The following is a 19,031-nucleotide window of genomic DNA, read 5'->3' as shown; positions in this document are numbered from 1 at the left end:
CTAGCCTGACGATAACCTACTTTCACACTGGTTGCAGCACTATCATCGGCGCAAAGTCGTTTCACGGTCCTGTTCGGGATGGGAAGGGGTGGGACCGACTTGCTATGGTCATCAGGCATGACTTGTACGAGCAGTCGCGACAGTTCGCGCCTGCTCTGAATCTGGAAGAAGTATTGTTGGGTTGTAGCTTGTATCGAGCAGTTGTACTCTAACCCTGGACTACCAAGGTTATAGGGACAAGCCGTACGGGCAATTAGTACTGGTTAGCTTAATGCATTACTGCACTTCCACACCCAGCCTATCAACGTCCTGGTCTCGAACGACCCTTCAAGGAGCTCAAGGCTCCGGGAAATCTCATCTCAAGGCAAGTTTCCCGCTTAGATGCTTTCAGCGGTTATCTCTTCCGAACTTAGCTACCCGGCAATGCCACTGGCGTGACAACCGGTACACCAGAGGTTCGTCCACTCCGGTCCTCTCGTACTAGGAGCAGCCCCCTTCAAATTTCCAACGCCCACGGCAGATAGGGACCAAACTGTCTCACGACGTTTTAAACCCAGCTCACGTACCACTTTAAATGGCGAACAGCCATACCCTTGGGACCGGCTACAGCCCCAGGATGTGATGAGCCGACATCGAGGTGCCAAACTCCCCCGTCGATATGAACTCTTGGGAGGAATCAGCCTGTTATCCCCAGAGTACCTTTTATCCGTTGAGCGATGGCCCTTCCATACAGAACCACCGGATCACTATGTCCTACTTTCGTACCTGCTCGACTTGTCGGTCTCGCAGTTAAGCACGCTTATGCCATTGCACTATTAGCACGATGTCCGACCGTACCTAGCGTACCTTCGAACTCCTCCGTTACACTTTAGGAGGAGACCGCCCCAGTCAAACTGCCTACCATGCACTGTCCCCGATCCGGATAACGGACCAAGGTTAGAACCTCAAATGAACCAGGGTGGTATTTCAAGGATGGCTCCACGAGAACTGGCGTCCCCGCTTCAAAGCCTCCCACCTATCCTACACAGATTGATTCAAAGTCCAATGCAAAGCTACAGTAAAGGTTCATGGGGTCTTTCCGTCTAGCCGCGGGTAGATTGCATCATCACAAACATTTCAACTTCGCTGAGTCTCGGGAGGAGACAGTGTGGCCATCGTTACGCCATTCGTGCAGGTCGGAACTTACCCGACAAGGAATTTCGCTACCTTAGGACCGTTATAGTTACGGCCGCCGTTTACTGGGACTTCAATCAAGAGCTTGCACCCCATCATTTAATCTTCCAGCACCGGGCAGGCGTCACACCCTATACGTCCACTTTCGTGTTTGCAGAGTGCTGTGTTTTTATTAAACAGTCGCAGCCACCATTTTATTGCAACCCTTTGGCCCTCATGGAGTAAACCAATCAAGCTACTAGGGCGTACCTTATCCCGAAGTTACGGTACCAATTTGCCGAGTTCCTTCTCCCGAGTTCTCTCAAGCGCCTTAGAATACTCATCTCGCCCACCTGTGTCGGTTTGCGGTACGGTCTCGTATGACTGAAGCTTAGAGGCTTTTCTTGGAACCACTTCCGATTGCTTCGTCGCACATGGCAACTCGTCTCGACCCCTTGAATTACGTGCCCGGATTTGCCTAAGCACCTTCTATGAGTCAAAAACTGACTATTCCAACAGTCAGACAACCTTCCGCGATCCGTCCCCCCATCGCATCATACGACGGTGCAGGAATATTAACCTGCTTCCCATCAGCTACGCATCTCTGCCTCGCCTTAGGGGCCGACTCACCCTGCTCCGATGAACGTTGAACAGGAAACCTTGGGCTTACGGCGTGCGGGCTTTTCACCCGCATTATCGCTACTCATGTCAGCATTCGCACTTCTGATACCTCCAGCATCCTTTACAAGACACCTTCGCAGGCTTACAGAACGCTCTCCTACCATATTGATCTCGATGCAAGCAAAGAGAAAAATATCCGCAGCTTCGGTGACTGGCTTAGCCCCGTTACATCTTCCGCGCAGGACGACTCGATCAGTGAGCTATTACGCTTTCTTTAAATGGTGGCTGCTTCTAAGCCAACATCCTGACTGTTTTAGCCTTCCCACTTCGTTTTCCACTTAGCCAATCTTTGGGACCTTAGCTGGCGGTCTGGGTTGTTTCCCTCTTGACACCGGACGTTAGCACCCGATGTCTGTCTCCCAAGCTCGCACTCATCGGTATTCGGAGTTTGCAATGGTTTGGTAAGTCGCAATGACCCCCTAGCCATAACAGTGCTCTACCCCCGATGGTGATACTTGAGGCACTACCTAAATAGTTTTCGGAGAGAACCAGCTATTTCCAAGTTTGTTTAGCCTTTCACCCCTACCCACAGCTCATCCCCTAATTTTTCAACATTAGTGGGTTCGGACCTCCAGGGCGTGTTACCGCACCTTCATCCTGGCCATGGGTAGATCACTTGGTTTCGGGTCTACACCCAGCGACTGTCGCCCTGTTCGGACTCGATTTCTCTACGGCTCCCCTATCCGGTTAACCTCGCCACTGAATGTAAGTCGCTGACCCATTATACAAAAGGTACGCCGTCACCCCACGAAGAGGCTCCGACTGTTTGTATGCACACGGTTTCAGGATCTATTTCACTCCCCTCCCGGGGTTCTTTTCGCCTTTCCCTCACGGTACTGGTTCACTATCGGTCGATTACGAGTATTTAGCCTTGGAGGATGGTCCCCCCATGTTCAGACAGGATTTCTCGTGTCCCGCCCTACTTGTCGTATGCTTAGTACCACCGGTCTGATTTCGTGTACGGGGCTATCACCCACTATGGCGCCACTTTCCAGAGGCTTCCACTATCAGTCCGACTATCACATACAGGCTCATCCCATTTCGCTCGCCACTACTTTGGGAATCTCGGTTGATTTCTTTTCCTGCAGCTACTTAGATGTTTCAGTTCGCCGCGTTCGCTTTGCATACCTATGTATTCAGTATGCAATGACCTAAAAGGCCGGGTTTCCCCATTCGGAAATCTGCGGATCAAAGCTCGTTTGCTAGCTCCCCGCAGCTTATCGCAAGCTACTACGTCCTTCATCGCCTGTAATCGCCAAGGCATCCACCATGTGCACTTATTCACTTGTCCCTATAACGTTGGCCTCTGCATGAGTTACAGAGATCGTCACAGGATTCAAGAGTACAACTATGTTTGCTTGATACAAATTACTACTACCCTAAGTGTGTGCTTTCGCACACGCTTAAAAAAACTTTACTTCTTCCAGATTGTTAAAGAACGAAAAAACAGTGATCTCGAAAAGACCAAACCTAAACCGCTTGTGGCTTACGTTTGAGCTTTTGGTGGAGGATGACGGGATCGAACCGACGACCCCCTGCTTGCAAAGCAGGTGCTCTCCCAGCTGAGCTAATCCCCCATTTGAGGTCATGCTGAAACTTGGTAGGGCTGGTTGGACTCGAACCAACGACCCCCGCGTTATCAACACGGTGCTCTAACCAGCTGAGCTACAGCCCCGATAAAACTGTTCTTTACTATTCAACAGTCGATAAGCGTGGACGCTTGATGATGCAGCTTTCGCTGCCGGTGCTACTCTAGAAAGGAGGTGATCCAGCCGCACCTTCCGATACGGCTACCTTGTTACGACTTCACCCCAGTCACGAATCCTACCGTGGTAAGCGCCCTCCTTGCGGTTAAGCTACCTACTTCTGGTAAAACCCGCTCCCATGGTGTGACGGGCGGTGTGTACAAGACCCGGGAACGTATTCACCGCGGCATGCTGATCCGCGATTACTAGCGATTCCAACTTCACGTAGTCGAGTTGCAGACTACGATCCGGACTACGATACACTTTCTGGGATTAGCTCCCCCTCGCGGGTTGGCGGCCCTCTGTATGTACCATTGTATGACGTGTGAAGCCCTACCCATAAGGGCCATGAGGACTTGACGTCATCCCCACCTTCCTCCGGTTTGTCACCGGCAGTCTCATTAGAGTGCTCAACTGAATGTAGCAACTAATGACAAGGGTTGCGCTCGTTGCGGGACTTAACCCAACATCTCACGACACGAGCTGACGACAGCCATGCAGCACCTGTGTTACGGTTCTCTTTCGAGCACTGCCAAATCTCTTCGGCATTCCGTACATGTCAAGGGTAGGTAAGGTTTTTCGCGTTGCATCGAATTAATCCACATCATCCACCGCTTGTGCGGGTCCCCGTCAATTCCTTTGAGTTTTAATCTTGCGACCGTACTCCCCAGGCGGTCTACTTCACGCGTTAGCTGCGTTACCAAGTTAATTAAAACCCGACAACTAGTAGACATCGTTTAGGGCGTGGACTACCAGGGTATCTAATCCTGTTTGCTCCCCACGCTTTGGTGCATGAGCGTCAATCTTGACCCAGGGGGCTGCCTTCGCCATCGGTGTTCCTCCACATCTCTACGCATTTCACTGCTACACGTGGAATTCTACCCCCCTCTGCCAGATTCTAGCCTTGCAGTCTCCAACGCAATTCCCAGGTTGAGCCCGGGGATTTCACGTCAGACTTACAAAACCGCCTGCGCACGCTTTACGCCCAGTAATTCCGATTAACGCTTGCACCCTACGTATTACCGCGGCTGCTGGCACGTAGTTAGCCGGTGCTTATTCTTCAGGTACCGTCATTAGCAAAGGATATTAGCCTCTACCGTTTCTTCCCTGACAAAAGAGCTTTACAACCCGAAGGCCTTCTTCACTCACGCGGCATTGCTGGATCAGGCTTGCGCCCATTGTCCAAAATTCCCCACTGCTGCCTCCCGTAGGAGTCTGGACCGTGTCTCAGTTCCAGTGTGGCTGGTCGTCCTCTCAGACCAGCTACTGATCGTCGCCTTGGTAGGCCTTTACCCTACCAACTAGCTAATCAGATATCGGCCGCTCCAAAAGCATAAGGCCCGAAGGTCCCCTACTTTCATCCGTGGATCGTATGCGGTATTAGCGTAACTTTCGCTACGTTATCCCCCACTTCTGGGTACGTTCCGATATATTACTCACCCGTTCGCCACTCGTCAGCGGAGCAAGCTCCCTGTTACCGTTCGACTTGCATGTGTAAAGCATGCCGCCAGCGTTCAATCTGAGCCAGGATCAAACTCTTCAGTTCAATCTCTGTTTGTTGACTCTTTCGAGTCACTCGCTATTGCTAGCGAGGTCGCTCACTCAAAATACTGACCGTCACTTCATTACTGAAGCAACGTTAATACTTTTTGTGAACATTTGATAATTTAAGTAATCAAGAACCGAAGCTCTTGGCACCTTCATCAAACGCCCACACTTATCGACTGTTAATTTTTAAAGAACTTTATTCGGCACTGCTTTCTGCATTTTGCTTCGAAGCGTTGTGTTCGTCAGCAGCAGAGAGGCGAGAGTATGAAGTGTTTCTCATTTTTCGTCAACCCCTTTTTTCTCTTCGCTTTCGCTACCGTGAGGTGGCGTCTGCGTCGAGGAGCGAGACTATAGCAAAGCGTGACCGCCGCCGCAAGGGCCAGTTTTCATGTTTGTCGAATCGCGTCGACCGCCCATGTGTAGCCAATGCGCTCCTGCTCGAGGCGAACTCGCTCCCCAAGCATCTCGCCACGCAGCTGCAGAAATAGCCGCCGCTCCTGCTCGTCAGCCTCATCAGGTCCGCAAGATAACGCTTATCTCCGTCTTCCTGCTCCCCATACATGGCGATGTGCCTGCAACGTGTTTTCATCCATCAGCAGCGATGCCACGCCTGGGATCGACGCCCGCAGGCGATCGAAGATCGCAAAGCCATGGGTATCGATATTTCCCCAGTACAAGATGGGCCGGCTGCGTAGCCAATCGACCTGCTCCAGGCGGTCGACGCCATAGCCACCGCCGGACACCACCATGCTCGACTCCACATCGGGAAATGCCAGCGCTTTCACCTCGTTCTCCGTGATGTAGACACGGTCCACGCCCGTGCGCAATGCGGCGAACTGCGCCACAGGCACCATCAGGTCGGAGCAGCCGCCGACATGGTGCCGCTGGTCGAGTATGCGGAAACGAATCTGCGCCGGTTTGCCCAGCAGCCCATAACGCGCCTCGAACCGGCGCGCGCCGATTCGTCGGAACCGCGTCCGAATGCCTCGTCGATGACCACGAAGCGGAACGAACGCGAACGCACGGCGCCCCATTCAAGGCCGAACTGGTAGGCAGCCTCGCGGCCGGCACCGTGTACGCCAGCTTCTCCTTCTGACCGCCGGACTTGCCGCCGGCATCGTTGTAGTGTTCATGCTCGCTGTCGTCCTCGCGCCAACGCTCGGACGCCGAGAACACGAACCAGTTGCGCACGTCGGTCACCTTGCGGGTCCAGCGCCGGCCCATCTCGGCGCTGCCTTCGCGCCCCCCAGAAGCGCTCGATGATGCGCCGCACCTGCAGGAATTTCGCCTCGGTGTATTCCTCGTCGCTCGACCCGGTCAGCGCGCCTTCGGTGCAGCTGCGCAGGTCTTGCTGGAAGTCGCGCAGGTCGGCATCCAGGCTCGGTTCCGCCTCCAGGGCGATGTAGCGATTCGGGTTGTAGTCGATCGCATGCAGCGAGGTGTTGATGGTCTCGACCCGCTCGCGGATCGTTTCACGTTCGCGCTTGAGCTGCGACTGGAATCCGGCGATCTCGCGGATCGTGTTTTCGTTGAGCAGCTCCTTGAACTTTCCGGCGAAGCGCGGCAGGTCGTCGGTTTCCAGCACTTGCAGCATGCGCCGGAACTCAGGCGCCGCCTCGATGCTCCCATCGACCTCGCGCGCATCGAGCGACCAAGTGGTCACATCGTCCTGCATGGCGGTGATGATCCTGTCGCGCAGTGTCGCGATGCGCTTGCTGTCGGCGTCGATGCGTGCCTGCACGAGTTCGCGCACATCGCGCTCTCGGTGATCGCACGATTCGACAGTCAGCGTATGGCCGTCGGGTTCGAGTTCGCGGATCGGCGCGAGCGCCATCACCTGCTCCAGCAGCTTGCCCAGTTCATCCTGGCGCAACGGCGACATCAGCAGGTCCCAGAACGCGCGAAAGCTCTTGCCTTCGTCGGATTCGGTGAGCAGGTCGCGCCAGCCGAAGATCTGCTGCAGCAGTTCGCCCTTGCCGCCGTCCCAGGTCGCGCTGGGCGAGAAGCTGCTGCTATTCCATCGCAGTCTACGACGAAACGGCCGGTGTATCCGACATCGAAGCGACCAGTTCGTGATACCAGCGTTCCTGGCGGGTTTTATGCAGGCGATACCAGGCCTTGGCGGTTTCGGGCTTCCAGACCTTGAGCATCTTCAGCACCTCGTACGAGAACTCGAGCGGCGCCAGGCCGGTCGCCGTGACCAGGTTGTCGCCGCGCACGGCCGGCTCCTTACGGTACATGCGTTCACCACGATAGTCGGGGCAGGACGATTTCAGAAATCCGAGATCGTTGGAAGTGTGGCGCCGCGCATTCAGTGCGCCGATGCTGGCCAGGCCGACCGTGGCGCCACAAATGGCAGCGACCTGGCGGCCTTCATCCAGCACGTCGCGCGCCAGTTCAAGGGCTGGCCTTGCGTGTGCAGACTGCCAGATTTCTGCGCCTGACAGCAGGAGCAGGTCGTTCTGATCCATCTGGATGTCATCGATTACCACATCTGGTGTGTGGGTCATGCCGCCCATACTCGTCACTGCATCGCGATTCAGGCCGGCCTTCAGCAACTGGAAATCTCGTGAAGGGTCTGCGAAAAACCGGCGGCTATGCAGCTCTGCCGTCAGGTATCCGATTTCCCAATCCGCCAGCGTGTCGACGACAACGAGATAAACCTTCATCGCTTTTCCTAGGTAAGAGAAGAGTGTGACCTTGGGACTTTACGCGTCTCCAAAGCAAAAAACCCCACCGAGATCACTCGGTGGGGTTTTTCATATAACTAGCCTGACGATAACCTACTTTCACACTGGTTGCAGCACTATCATCGGCGCAAAGTCGTTTCACGGTCCTGTTCGGGATGGGAAGGGGTGGGACCGACTTGCTATGGTCATCAGGCATGACTTGTACGAGCAGTCGCGACAGTTCGCGTCTGCTCTGAATCTGGAAGAAGTATTGTTGGGTTGTAGCTTTGTATCGAGCAGTTGTACTCGACCTTGGACTACCAAGGTTATAGGGACAAGCCGTACGGGCAATTAGTACTGGTTAGCTTAATGCATTACTGCACTTCCACACCCAGCCTATCAACGTCCTGGTCTCGAACGACCCTTCAAGGAGCTCAAGGCTCCGGGAAATCTCATCTCAAGGCAAGTTTCCCGCTTAGATGCTTTCAGCGGTTATCTCTTCCGAACTTAGCTACCCGGCAATGCCACTGGCGTGACAACCGGTACACCAGAGGTTCGTCCACTCCGGTCCTCTCGTACTAGGAGCAGCCCCCTTCAAATTTCCAACGCCCACGGCAGATAGGGACCAAACTGTCTCACGACGTTTTAAACCCAGCTCACGTACCACTTTAAATGGCGAACAGCCATACCCTTGGGACCGGCTACAGCCCCAGGATGTGATGAGCCGACATCGAGGTGCCAAACTCCCCCGTCGATATGAACTCTTGGGAGGAATCAGCCTGTTATCCCCAGAGTACCTTTTATCCGTTGAGCGATGGCCCTTCCATACAGAACCACCGGATCACTATGTCCTACTTTCGTACCTGCTCGACTTGTCGGTCTCGCAGTTAAGCACGCTTATGCCATTGCACTATTAGCACGATGTCCGACCGTACCTAGCGTACCTTCGAACTCCTCCGTTACACTTTAGGAGGAGACCGCCCCAGTCAAACTGCCTACCATGCACTGTCCCCGATCCGGATAACGGACCAAGGTTAGAACCTCAAATGAACCAGGGTGGTATTTCAAGGATGGCTCCACGAGAACTGGCGTCCCCGCTTCAAAGCCTCCCACCTATCCTACACAGATTGATTCAAAGTCCAATGCAAAGCTACAGTAAAGGTTCATGGGGTCTTTCCGTCTAGCCGCGGGTAGATTGCATCATCACAAACATTTCAACTTCGCTGAGTCTCGGGAGGAGACAGTGTGGCCATCGTTACGCCATTCGTGCAGGTCGGAACTTACCCGACAAGGAATTTCGCTACCTTAGGACCGTTATAGTTACGGCCGCCGTTTACTGGGACTTCAATCAAGAGCTTGCACCCCATCATTTAATCTTCCAGCACCGGGCAGGCGTCACACCCTATACGTCCACTTTCGTGTTTGCAGAGTGCTGTGTTTTTATTAAACAGTCGCAGCCACCATTTTATTGCAACCCTTTGGCCCTCATGGAGTAAACCAATCAAGCTACTAGGGCGTACCTTATCCCGAAGTTACGGTACCAATTTGCCGAGTTCCTTCTCCCGAGTTCTCTCAAGCGCCTTAGAATACTCATCTCGCCCACCTGTGTCGGTTTGCGGTACGGTCTCGTATGACTGAAGCTTAGAGGCTTTTCTTGGAACCACTTCCGATTGCTTCGTCGCACATGGCAACTCGTCTCGACCCCTTGAATTACGTGCCCGGATTTGCCTAAGCACCTTCTATGAGTCAAAAACTGACTATTCCAACAGTCAGACAACCTTCCGCGATCCGTCCCCCCATCGCATCATACGACGGTGCAGGAATATTAACCTGCTTCCCATCAGCTACGCATCTCTGCCTCGCCTTAGGGGCCGACTCACCCTGCTCCGATGAACGTTGAACAGGAAACCTTGGGCTTACGGCGTGCGGGCTTTTCACCCGCATTATCGCTACTCATGTCAGCATTCGCACTTCTGATACCTCCAGCATCCTTTACAAGACACCTTCGCAGGCTTACAGAACGCTCTCCTACCATATCCTTACGGATATCCGCAGCTTCGGTGACTGGCTTAGCCCCGTTACATCTTCCGCGCAGGACGACTCGATCAGTGAGCTATTACGCTTTCTTTAAATGGTGGCTGCTTCTAAGCCAACATCCTGACTGTTTTAGCCTTCCCACTTCGTTTTCCACTTAGCCAATCTTTGGGACCTTAGCTGGCGGTCTGGGTTGTTTCCCTCTTGACACCGGACGTTAGCACCCGATGTCTGTCTCCCAAGCTCGCACTCATCGGTATTCGGAGTTTGCAATGGTTTGGTAAGTCGCAATGACCCCCTAGCCATAACAGTGCTCTACCCCCGATGGTGATACTTGAGGCACTACCTAAATAGTTTTCGGAGAGAACCAGCTATTTCCAAGTTTGTTTAGCCTTTCACCCCTACCCACAGCTCATCCCCTAATTTTTCAACATTAGTGGGTTCGGACCTCCAGGGCGTGTTACCGCACCTTCATCCTGGCCATGGGTAGATCACTTGGTTTCGGGTCTACACCCAGCGACTGTCGCCCTGTTCGGACTCGATTTCTCTACGGCTCCCCTATCCGGTTAACCTCGCCACTGAATGTAAGTCGCTGACCCATTATACAAAAGGTACGCCGTCACCCCACGAAGAGGCTCCGACTGTTTGTATGCACACGGTTTCAGGATCTATTTCACTCCCCTCCCGGGGTTCTTTTCGCCTTTCCCTCACGGTACTGGTTCACTATCGGTCGATTACGAGTATTTAGCCTTGGAGGATGGTCCCCCCATGTTCAGACAGGATTTCTCGTGTCCCGCCCTACTTGTCGTATGCTTAGTACCACCGGTCTGATTTCGTGTACGGGGCTATCACCCACTATGGCGCCACTTTCCAGAGGCTTCCACTATCAGTCCGACTATCACATACAGGCTCATCCCATTTCGCTCGCCACTACTTTGGGAATCTCGGTTGATTTCTTTTCCTGCAGCTACTTAGATGTTTCAGTTCGCCGCGTTCGCTTTGCATACCTATGTATTCAGTATGCAATGACCTAAAAGGCCGGGTTTCCCCATTCGGAAATCTGCGGATCAAAGCTCGTTTGCTAGCTCCCCGCAGCTTATCGCAAGCTACTACGTCCTTCATCGCCTGTAATCGCCAAGGCATCCACCATGTGCACTTATTCACTTGTCCCTATAACGTTGGCCTCTGCATGAGTTACAGAGATCGTCACAGGATTCAAGAGTACAACTATGTTTGCTTGATACAAATTACTACTACCCTAAGTGTGTGCTTTCGCACACGCTTAAAAAAACTTTACTTCTTCCAGATTGTTAAAGAACGAAAAAACAGTGATCTCGAAAAGACCAAACCTAAACCGCTTGTGGCTTACGTTTGAGCTTTTGGTGGAGGATGACGGGATCGAACCGACGACCCCCTGCTTGCAAAGCAGGTGCTCTCCCAGCTGAGCTAATCCCCCATTTGAGGTCATGCTGAAACTTGGTAGGGCTGGTTGGACTCGAACCAACGACCCCCGCGTTATCAACACGGTGCTCTAACCAGCTGAGCTACAGCCCCGATAAAACTGTTCTTTACTATTCAACAGTCGATAAGCGTGGACGCTTGATGATGCAGCTTTCGCTGCCGGTGCTACTCTAGAAAGGAGGTGATCCAGCCGCACCTTCCGATACGGCTACCTTGTTACGACTTCACCCCAGTCACGAATCCTACCGTGGTAAGCGCCCTCCTTGCGGTTAAGCTACCTACTTCTGGTAAAACCCGCTCCCATGGTGTGACGGGCGGTGTGTACAAGACCCGGGAACGTATTCACCGCGGCATGCTGATCCGCGATTACTAGCGATTCCAACTTCACGTAGTCGAGTTGCAGACTACGATCCGGACTACGATACACTTTCTGGGATTAGCTCCCCCTCGCGGGTTGGCGGCCCTCTGTATGTACCATTGTATGACGTGTGAAGCCCTACCCATAAGGGCCATGAGGACTTGACGTCATCCCCACCTTCCTCCGGTTTGTCACCGGCAGTCTCATTAGAGTGCTCAACTGAATGTAGCAACTAATGACAAGGGTTGCGCTCGTTGCGGGACTTAACCCAACATCTCACGACACGAGCTGACGACAGCCATGCAGCACCTGTGTTACGGTTCTCTTTCGAGCACTGCCAAATCTCTTCGGCATTCCGTACATGTCAAGGGTAGGTAAGGTTTTTCGCGTTGCATCGAATTAATCCACATCATCCACCGCTTGTGCGGGTCCCCGTCAATTCCTTTGAGTTTTAATCTTGCGACCGTACTCCCCAGGCGGTCTACTTCACGCGTTAGCTGCGTTACCAAGTTAATTAAAACCCGACAACTAGTAGACATCGTTTAGGGCGTGGACTACCAGGGTATCTAATCCTGTTTGCTCCCCACGCTTTCGTGCATGAGCGTCAATCTTGACCCAGGGGGCTGCCTTCGCCATCGGTGTTCCTCCACATCTCTACGCATTTCACTGCTACACGTGGAATTCTACCCCCCTCTGCCAGATTCTAGCCTTGCAGTCTCCAACGCAATTCCCAGGTTGAGCCCGGGGATTTCACGTCAGACTTACAAAACCGCCTGCGCACGCTTTACGCCCAGTAATTCCGATTAACGCTTGCACCCTACGTATTACCGCGGCTGCTGGCACGTAGTTAGCCGGTGCTTATTCTTCAGGTACCGTCATTAGCAAAGGATATTAGCCTCTACCGTTTCTTCCCTGACAAAAGAGCTTTACAACCCGAAGGCCTTCTTCACTCACGCGGCATTGCTGGATCAGGCTTGCGCCCATTGTCCAAAATTCCCCACTGCTGCCTCCCGTAGGAGTCTGGACCGTGTCTCAGTTCCAGTGTGGCTGGTCGTCCTCTCAGACCAGCTACTGATCGTCGCCTTGGTAGGCCTTTACCCTACCAACTAGCTAATCAGATATCGGCCGCTCCAAAAGCATAAGGCCCGAAGGTCCCCTACTTTCATCCGTGGATCGTATGCGGTATTAGCGTAACTTTCGCTACGTTATCCCCCACTTCTGGGTACGTTCCGATATATTACTCACCCGTTCGCCACTCGTCAGCGGAGCAAGCTCCCTGTTACCGTTCGACTTGCATGTGTAAAGCATGCCGCCAGCGTTCAATCTGAGCCAGGATCAAACTCTTCAGTTCAATCTCTGTTTGTTGACTCTTTCGAGTCACTCGCTATTGCTAGCGAGGTCGCTCACTCAAAATACTGACCGTCACTTCATTGCTGAAGCAACGTTAATACTTTTTGTGAACATTTGATAATTTAAGTAATCAAGAACCGAAGTTCTTGGCACCTTCATCAAACGCCCACACTTATCGACTGTTAATTTTTAAAGATCAGAATTCGGTTACTGCTTCATCTGCTGTCGCTTCGAATCGTTTTGTTCGTCAGCAGCAGAGAAGAGAGAGTATGAAGCGTTTTTTAAATCTCGTCAACCCTCTTTTTCCTTCCGCTTTTCGCTACCTGAAAGGATGCGTCTGCGTCGGGAGAACGAGACTATAACAAACCGATGACACATCCCGCAAGTCTTGCGTTACCCATGTTGCATCGCCATTGATAGCTGATAACTATCGATATATTCAATATTATTTGCTTTTAACTATAACCGAGAATCATTATCATTTGGCTCTACAGTCAGGAACCGAAGTGAAGAGGTAACGCCATGGTCATCGCAGCCAAGAAAACCAGCCAGGTCATCACCCACATGGCGATCGCCTTCACGATCGCCTACGCGATGACGGGCTCGATCGTGTTCAGCGGCCTGGCCATCATCATCGAACCAGTGATCAACGTCCTCCTGCTCCCCTTCCATGAAAGAGCATGGGCCGCCGTCCGCGCCGGGGCAACGTCGGAACGTGACCGTTACATGAAGATCGCTGGGGAGAAGGTCAGCCAGACGCTGATGCACATGGGTGTTGCGTTCGCAGTCATCTACTGCGCCACCGGCTCGATCGCCTTCGGGGGCCTGGCCGCCGTCCTCGAGCCGGTCTGCAATGTGCTGCTGCTTCCAATCCACGACCGGTTCTGGGACAAGCTCGAACTGCGCATCAATAGTGGAATGTACGCCGCCTGAACCGATCATCCAGTCGCCAAGCCCGCCAGTTACCAACCGGCGGGCCTTTTTACATGTGCAGCGATTCAGGCGACCGGCCGCTGCGCGCCGCTCTTGAGCTGGCGGAAAAGATGCCAGGCCATCGCACCCAGCGCCACGACTCCACCAACCAGCAATGCCCACAACCAGCCCCGCTTGTTTCCGGATGAACTGCTGGCGACAGCGTCCATAGCCTGGCCAGGTGACCGCTGCTGCACCAGATTTCCAGGCCTGGCCGCCACCAGCCCGGCCAGCTCGCCCACACTGAACCCCGGCGCGACCTGATGCAGTCCGACTCGGGCCGGGCGTACGCCCGTGCGGCCGAACGCCAGCGTGTAAGGTGGCCTGCCACCAGCGACGAACACCATGCTCGCGGGTGTCCAGCCCAGGCGCAGGGCCGGGCGCTCGGACACATCGGCCTGCGGCCGCACGATCCACTCGGAGGCATGCGTCACGGGAATCTCGACGTCTCCCGAAGCCCGACGCCGCCCATCCTGGACCATCTGGTAGAACGTCGTGTTCACCAGCGACTGCAATCGCACCGTGCTTCGCCCTCCCGCCTCGCGTCTGCGGAGAGTTTCGTATTGCCCGACCAGCACCGGCATCACGACGTTCTGTCCGGTGAACGCCAGCCCGAGCGAGCGTGCAGGAATCGCGATGGGCGCCGTATAGACCAGGTCCCGGCCCTCGAGGCCCGGCGAAGCTTGCAGAACGATGGTGTCGAGATGCCGGGCGGCCTGCCGCTGGACCACGTACTCGGCATGAATCGCGGAGAAGGCGATCGGCTTGCCCTCCAGCCAACGGATGCGGGCATAGCGGAACGACCGCGGCCTGAATCCGATGCGGTCTTTGCGCACGCTTGCTCCCTGGTCGTTGACCAGCCAGCTCAGCGCCGCCTCGGCTAGTTCATCCCAGTTTTGCAGGTCGTCGCTGACATCGAGCGCGACCCACGCGCTGTAGCTTCCCGCTCCCGGCGGCAAAGTCAATGCAAGCGCGTCCACCGGCGCATCCCCGTCCACCTGCGCGCTCGCGGCCGGTCGCAAATCCAGGATCAAGCTCACCAGCTCATCGCCGGCCGCGCGCGTGGGCGCCGTCACCGAAATGACGGCGCCATCGGTTCCTGTTCGGATCTGCAGGCTGTCGTGCACACGCCCGGCGTCGCGTACGGGGCCATGCACCGGGAAGACGGCCACCGGGATGCGTTGCCGGCTCAACACCGGCGGCGCAGCCAGGTCGACCAATGCGAACGGCAGCGATGCGCCGTCGGCGTCGAACACGCGCACGTCGTCCAAGTCCGGCGAACGCGCATGCAGATAGACTTCACGCGGCACCCGCAGCTGCACGACGGCCTGATTGGCGTCGACACCGAGCGGGAGGATGTGCGAATAGCTGGCCGGCCCGTCTCCCGGACTGGCAATGGCGACCGAAACAGGCAGGGCCGCCAGAACGACAACGACCGTGCGCCGTTTGAAAAACGCATACATGGTTGTCTCCTGTTCAGCTCAAGCGGAAACGGCTGACCGCTCGGCCTGCGCTGTTTTCGGATAAGGGGCAAGGTAGCCTACCAACAGCAACAACAGTCCGACACCGACGAAGGAGACGACGCGCCCGATGCTGACCCGTTTGCCACATCGACCAGGAACAGCTTCGCCACCACGATCCCGAGCGCGAGCGCCCCGCTCCACCAGGCGCGCCGCAGGGCCATGCGTGCGGAGAAACGCATGAGCACCAGTGCGCTCGCGCTCCAGACCAGGGACAGCATTGCTTGCACCAATTGCGATGCGGCGAGTGCGTCGATACGGTAGTCCATGCCGCCGTAGTACGCCGCGCTACGCAACAGGATGAGGTTGAACCAGATATAGGCCGCGATCGCGCCGCCGATCTTCAACCGATCCACCAGCGCGCGATGCGGCGAGGAACGACTGGTGAGCTGGTGCAAAGCGTTCGCCCATAGCATCAACACGAAACCGGTGGTCAGGTCGAGCGGGTTCAGTAACGGCACATAGGGCAACGGCAACATCGCTCCGTCATGCCTCACATTCCAGAACACCGCCAGCATCGCCATCAACACGGTGCCGCCGGGGATGACGACGGTGCGATACCAATCCCCCAGCGGCGCGCTCGGCCACCTGTCCGACTGACTGCGGCGCAACAGGAATACAAGGGCAAGCATCATTGCCCAACTCGGCAAATAATTGCTCCAGGCGGGATCGGCTGCCCAGTCGGTTTGCGCCGCTGGGAGCGGTTCGCCTGGACCGGCAAGCCAACGATCGATCAGGATGGCGCCGGCCGGCCAGAGCGCCAGCCACGGCCCAGCGGTGCGCAGGGCATGCAATATCTTGAGCGGCATCCGGCTTATCTCCGAACCGCCCTCGCTCCAGCGCAGGATCGCATACTCGCCGCCGGCCCAAAGGATGGTCCAGGCAAGCCAATCCGCCGCCTCCGGCAGCGTGTGGCTGGCATACAGTGTGTGCAAGCAAGCCGCCGTGACCAGGGCCAGCATGCCCCAGCAGGCAATCGCGAACCAGCGCAGTTGTGGCCAGGACAGGCGCGGGCCAAGCCGCATGCCCGCCACCGCCGTGATCACGACCGCCGCTGCGTACACGCAGGTCCAGCGCGCATACTGGCTACCGAGACCCGCCGGCAGATAGTCGGCCAGCCTGCCCGCGGCGATATTGATGACTGGGCCGAACCACCAGATGCCCGCCCACAACAGAAGTACCGAAGCAATTCCGCTTGCAGCGCAATCGGCGTCGCCCTGTGCGAGGTTGGGGCGCTGCAACATGCGACTGGTCGAGAATGCCGCGACGGCCAGCATGACGACGCCCAACAGCGGCTGCTCGCCGCTCGTCTCGAGCATGGAGGTGAACGACCAGCCCGGCGCGCAGATGATGCCCACCGCGCCAGCGCCCACGACCTGGGTGGTCAGGGCGAGCCCGTGTGCCATCGGCCACGTCATGCTGACGCCAATCGCATACAACAGCACGGCCGTGAATAGGGCGCCGACTACCATCCAGTTCGCCAGGACACTGCCATCCGCGCGGAACACTGCTTCGCTCCAGCAGGCGCCGAGCAGGGCAAGGGCGGCGAGTAACAGTCCAACGCTGGCAAGCTCCGGCAGGCAGTCGTCGTTGCTGGCATGCTTGCGCAGGTTGGCTGCGACCAGAAACGCGCTGCAACCCAGCAGCAGGAGTCCCAGCCACAGATTGGCTGCGGCCGCGGTGTCTACATCGAGCTTCGATGCAGCGGCAATGAAGCTCCCCCAGGCGCTGACCTGGAGAAACAGTCCGAAGATCCATGCAAGCCGGCGCTGGTTGCGCAGGCCGAGCCAGACGAATCCGACGCCTTCAACGGCCCAGGCGGCCGAGGTCCACCGTGCATCGAGCGAAAATGGGACGGCGAGCGTGCCGAAGACGACGCCAACCACCGCGAAGGTCTCGACCATCAAGCGCAAGCGCTCTTGCCCGCTGCGCCACAACGCAATGCCGAGCGCCAGATAGAACCCACCCAAACCGAGCGCGGTAAAGGCAAGACCGAATTCGCTGTCCTTGACCAGGCCGATCTGGAATCCAAATGCGAGCAGCGGCGTGCCCAGGACCAGGATGATATCGACGTAGTCCTTCATGCGCGTTCTCCCCCGGGTCGCGAACGAAAGAGGGATCGCGACGTAGCACAGGAAAAACAGGATCAGGAAGGCTTGGGCCGACCAGTAATGGTCGGGCGTGTAGCGCAGCCCGCCCCAGGAGGCGCCAACGATGAAGGTGAAGACGAATCCCAGCAGATTGAGCGGATGCCATGAGCGCATGACGGCCAGGGCAAACACGCCAGCGTTGAGCAGCGCGTAGTACGTAAAGAGTCCGATATGGCTGCCGGCTTCCCCGTTCGCCAGCAGTACGGGAGAGGCAAATCCGCCCGAGATGCCAAATGCCGCGAGCCAGGGCGCCTCCTGCAGGACCGCCAGCAGACAGGTGAAAAACGTAAGAAACACCAGCAGCGCAAAAGCCAGGCCAGAAGGCACCAGCGCATAGAGCCGATAGGCGCTGAAGATCACCAGCATCAGGACCGCAATTGCGGTTCCCTGAATGGGCAGTGCGAGCTCCCTGCGCGTCAGGCGCAGGCGCCACCCCCAGGCCAGCAATCCAAAATCGGCCAGGACCACGGCGGCCAGACGCAGTTCGATCGGGATAATGAGGGTCGCGGCGGCGTATTTGAGCAGGAAGCCGATGCCGATGAAGAGGATCACGAGGCCGAGCTTGGCAACCAGGTTGCCGGTGAGGAGCCAGGTCTTGGCGCCGATGAACCAGCGTGGCGGCGCCTTCAAGATGGGCTCCCGGACTGGCTCTACATGGACCGTCGACGCCGCCCTGGGGTTGGCAGGCCTCGCCTGCGCCTGCGTGGTGGCCGCCATTTTTGGGGGCGAGTGTGCGATGCCGTCGTCGGCTGCTGGTGCGGCCGGAGGAGCCCTGGTGAGATCAGGTAGCGGCGCCGCTGCCGTATCCGCGTCGGCAGGACGCCACGCAGTTGTGCTGGGCGACGGTGGCGTCGTGAGACGATGTACCTGCTGGTTCAAGGCCTCCATCCTCTCTTCCAGCTCATCGATCCTGCTCGCCTTGCGCAGTCCCATAAGCCACGCGACGAAAAACGGATAACCCAGCACTGCCAATACCACGAAGCCGAGCTCTTGCATGGTCGCCTCAAGGTGAGATGAGATGGTGTATTGGGGATAGATAAAGTACAGCGCGGCGAGGTAGTTGTCCTCGCTGTAAAGGAATATTAGAAGCAAGAAACAACTTAAGAAGCGTATTCTGCTTTTCGTTGCGCCCCGTCAAGTAACCGGGGTGGTAAGAACTTGGGCCGAAACGCAAAAAACCCCACCGAGATCACTCGGTGGGGTTTTTCATATAACTAGCCTGACGATAACCTACTTTCACACTGGTTGCAGCACTATCATCGGCGCAAAGTCGTTTCACGGTCCTGTTCGGGATGGGAAGGGGTGGGACCGACTTGCTATGGTCATCAGGCATGACTTGTACGAGCAGTCGCGACAGTTCGCGTCTGCTCTGAATCTGGAAGAAGTATTGT

4 protein-coding genes, 4 tRNA genes, 7 rRNA genes and 3 pseudogenes are annotated in these 19,031 nt (G+C 56.0%); 1 reads left to right on the top strand and 17 read right to left on the bottom strand.

Annotation, left to right across the window (positions count from 1 at the left end; all coding sequences use genetic code 11):
- Window positions 1-3 precede the first annotated feature (3 nt).
- From rrf (DIR46_RS15190) to DIR46_RS15125, 14 genes and pseudogenes are all read right to left on the bottom strand, one after another.
- Window positions 4-116 (bottom strand): 5S ribosomal RNA (rrf, locus tag DIR46_RS15190).
- Between the two features lie 116 nt (window positions 117-232).
- Window positions 233-3,124: ribosomal RNA gene (locus tag DIR46_RS15185) — 23S ribosomal RNA — on the bottom strand.
- A gap of 210 nt (window positions 3,125-3,334) precedes the next feature.
- Window positions 3,335-3,410: transfer RNA gene (locus DIR46_RS15180), tRNA-Ala, on the bottom strand.
- Between the two features lie 21 nt (window positions 3,411-3,431).
- A tRNA-Ile gene (locus DIR46_RS15175) sits at window positions 3,432-3,508 on the bottom strand.
- Window positions 3,509-3,589: 81 nt separating this feature from the next.
- A 16S ribosomal RNA gene (locus DIR46_RS15170) occupies window positions 3,590-5,124 on the bottom strand.
- The 16S, 23S and 5S rRNA genes sit together here with 2 tRNA genes alongside, the layout of an rRNA operon.
- Before the next feature lie 388 nt (window positions 5,125-5,512).
- Window positions 5,513-6,160 (bottom strand): annotated as a pseudogene (locus DIR46_RS15165) (Wadjet anti-phage system protein JetD domain-containing protein).
- A pseudogene (locus tag DIR46_RS15160) lies at window positions 6,073-6,924 on the bottom strand (SbcC/MukB-like Walker B domain-containing protein); the annotation flags it as partial. The pseudogenes DIR46_RS15160 and DIR46_RS15165, both read right to left, overlap by 88 nt.
- Before the next feature lie 51 nt (window positions 6,925-6,975).
- A pseudogene (locus DIR46_RS27940) lies at window positions 6,976-7,062 on the bottom strand (DUF3375 family protein); the annotation flags it as partial.
- A gap of 91 nt (window positions 7,063-7,153) precedes the next feature.
- Window positions 7,154-7,795 (bottom strand): DJ-1/PfpI family protein, encoded by a 642-nt coding sequence (locus DIR46_RS15150; RefSeq protein WP_109345963.1) that lies wholly within the window; start codon window positions 7,793-7,795, stop codon window positions 7,154-7,156.
- 101 nt (window positions 7,796-7,896) lie between these two features.
- A 5S ribosomal RNA gene (gene rrf, locus DIR46_RS15145) occupies window positions 7,897-8,009 on the bottom strand.
- Between the two features lie 116 nt (window positions 8,010-8,125).
- Window positions 8,126-10,999: ribosomal RNA gene (locus DIR46_RS15140) — 23S ribosomal RNA — on the bottom strand.
- A gap of 210 nt (window positions 11,000-11,209) precedes the next feature.
- Window positions 11,210-11,285: transfer RNA gene (locus DIR46_RS15135), tRNA-Ala, on the bottom strand.
- Between the two features lie 21 nt (window positions 11,286-11,306).
- Window positions 11,307-11,383: transfer RNA gene (locus tag DIR46_RS15130), tRNA-Ile, on the bottom strand.
- 81 nt (window positions 11,384-11,464) lie between these two features.
- Window positions 11,465-12,999, bottom strand: a 16S ribosomal RNA gene (locus DIR46_RS15125).
- A gap of 521 nt (window positions 13,000-13,520) precedes the next feature.
- Between DIR46_RS15125 and DIR46_RS15120 the strand changes: the two genes are divergently transcribed.
- Window positions 13,521-13,931 carry a DUF2061 domain-containing protein gene (locus DIR46_RS15120; protein ID WP_109345962.1) on the top strand — a complete coding sequence of 137 codons (411 nt, stop codon included), beginning with the start codon at window positions 13,521-13,523 and terminating at the stop codon, window positions 13,929-13,931.
- A gap of 65 nt (window positions 13,932-13,996) precedes the next feature.
- On the opposite strand, the gene DIR46_RS15115 is transcribed toward DIR46_RS15120, so the two are convergent.
- From DIR46_RS15115 to rrf (DIR46_RS15105), 3 genes are all read right to left on the bottom strand, one after another.
- On the bottom strand, window positions 13,997-15,433 hold the full coding sequence (locus DIR46_RS15115) for a DUF3999 family protein (RefSeq protein WP_109345961.1): 1,437 nt from the start codon (window positions 15,431-15,433) through the stop codon (window positions 13,997-13,999).
- A 77-nt stretch (window positions 15,434-15,510) separates the two neighbouring features.
- On the bottom strand, window positions 15,511-18,636 hold the full coding sequence (locus tag DIR46_RS15110) for a DUF2339 domain-containing protein (protein ID WP_162819523.1): 3,126 nt from the start codon (window positions 18,634-18,636) through the stop codon (window positions 15,511-15,513).
- A 221-nt stretch (window positions 18,637-18,857) separates the two neighbouring features.
- Window positions 18,858-18,970: ribosomal RNA gene (gene rrf / locus DIR46_RS15105) — 5S ribosomal RNA — on the bottom strand.
- Window positions 18,971-19,031: the final 61 nt, after the last annotated feature.

The organism is Massilia oculi (assembly GCF_003143515.1).
Lineage (GTDB): Bacteria > Pseudomonadota > Gammaproteobacteria > Burkholderiales > Burkholderiaceae_D > Telluria > Telluria oculi.
Note: the sequence above shows the minus strand (reverse complement) of the source record. Positions and strands in the feature narration are given on the sequence as shown.

Bases quoted from the DNA above. Each gene is read 5' to 3' on its own strand.
- DIR46_RS15110 (WP_162819523.1), bottom strand. From the start codon at position 18,636: ATGCAAGAGCTCGGCTTCGTGGTATTGGCAGTGCTGGGTTATCCGTTT.
- DIR46_RS15120 (WP_109345962.1), top strand. From the start codon at position 13,521: ATGGTCATCGCAGCCAAGAAAACCAGCCAGGTCATCACCCACATGGCG.
- DIR46_RS15150 (WP_109345963.1), bottom strand. From the start codon at position 7,795: ATGAAGGTTTATCTCGTTGTCGTCGACACGCTGGCGGATTGGGAAATC.
- DIR46_RS15115 (WP_109345961.1), bottom strand. From the start codon at position 15,433: ATGTATGCGTTTTTCAAACGGCGCACGGTCGTTGTCGTTCTGGCGGCC.